This window comes from Granulicatella sp. HMSC30F09 (assembly GCF_001806915.1).
In the GTDB taxonomy this organism is placed as follows: domain Bacteria; phylum Bacillota; class Bacilli; order Lactobacillales; family Aerococcaceae; genus Granulicatella; species Granulicatella adiacens.
Map to the genome: position 1 here is coordinate 1 of NZ_KV786421.1, position 1,639 is coordinate 1,639.

The 1,639-nt window shown below is 52.7% G+C and carries 1 rRNA gene; it reads right to left on the minus strand.

The features are described 5' to 3' along the window. Positions 1–87: 87 nt before the first annotated feature. A 16S ribosomal RNA gene (locus tag HMPREF3103_RS04125) occupies positions 88–1,637 on the minus strand. Positions 1,638–1,639 lie beyond the last annotated feature (2 nt).

Consider the following 1,639-nt stretch of genomic DNA (forward strand, 5'->3'; position numbering starts at 1 on the left):
AACCTCTCAAAACTAAACAAAGAAGTCTAAACCCTGTAGGGTTCCGTATTACCTTCAATACCTTACGGCACTGAGGTTTATCCTTAGAAAGGAGGTGATCCAGCCGCACCTTCCGATACGGCTACCTTGTTACGACTTCACCCCAATCATCTATCCCACCTTAGGCGGCTGGCTCCAAATGGTTACCTCACCGACTTTGGGTGTTACAAACTCTCGTGGTGTGACGGGCGGTGTGTACAAGACCCGGGAACGTATTCACCGCGGCGTGCTGATCCGCGATTACTAGCGATTCCGGCTTCATGTAGGCGAGTTGCAGCCTACAATCCGAACTGAGAATGGCTTTAAGAGATTCGCTTACCCTCGCGAGTTCGCTGCTCGTTGTACCATCCATTGTAGCACGTGTGTAGCCCAAGTCATAAGGGGCATGATGATTTGACGTCATCCCCACCTTCCTCCGGTTTGTCACCGGCAGTCTCACTAGAGTGCCCAACTGAATGCTGGCAACTAGTAATAAGGGTTGCGCTCGTTGCGGGACTTAACCCAACATCTCACGACACGAGCTGACGACAACCATGCACCACCTGTCACTTTGTCCCCGAAGGGAAAGCTCTATCTCTAGAGTGGTCAAAGGATGTCAAGACTTGGTAAGGTTCTTCGCGTTGCTTCGAATTAAACCACATGCTCCACCGCTTGTGCGGGTCCCCGTCAATTCCTTTGAGTTTCAACCTTGCGGTCGTACTCCCCAGGCGGAGTGCTTAATGCGTTAACTGCAGCACTGAAGGGCGGAAACCCTCCAACACTTAGCACTCATCGTTTACGGCGTGGACTACCAGGGTATCTAATCCTGTTTGCTACCCACGCTTTCGAGCCTCAGCGTCAGTTACAGACCAGAGAGTCGCCTTCGCCACTGGTGTTCCTCCATATATCTACGCATTTCACCGCTACACATGGAATTCCACTCTCCTCTTCTGCACTCAAGTTCCCCAGTTTCCAATGACCCTCCCCGGTTGAGCCGGGGGCTTTCACATCAGACTTAAGGAACCGCCTGCGCTCGCTTTACGCCCAATAAATCCGGACAACGCTTGCCACCTACGTATTACCGCGGCTGCTGGCACGTAGTTAGCCGTGGCTTTCTGGTTAGATACCGTCAAGGCGCTAACAGTTACTCTAGCACTTGTTCTTCTCTAACAACAGAGTTTTACGATCCGAAAACCTTCTTCACTCACGCGGCGTTGCTCCGTCAGACTTGCGTCCATTGCGGAAGATTCCCTACTGCTGCCTCCCGTAGGAGTTTGGGCCGTGTCTCAGTCCCAATGTGGCCGATCACCCTCTCAGGTCGGCTATGCATCACGGCCTTGGTGAGCCGTTACCTCACCAACTAGCTAATGCACCGCGGGTCCATCCATCAGCAGAAGCTTGCGCCTCTTTTCCTCTTCAAACCATGCGGTTCGAAGACCTATGCGGTTTTAGCATCCGTTTCCGGATGTTATCCCCCTCTGATGGGCAGGTTACCCACGTGTTACTCACCCGTTCGCCACTAGATTGACCAGTGCAAGCACCGGTCGCTCTCGTTCGACTTGCATGTATTAGGCACGCCGCCAGCGTTCGTCCTGAGCCAGGATCAAACTCTCATGAAAAA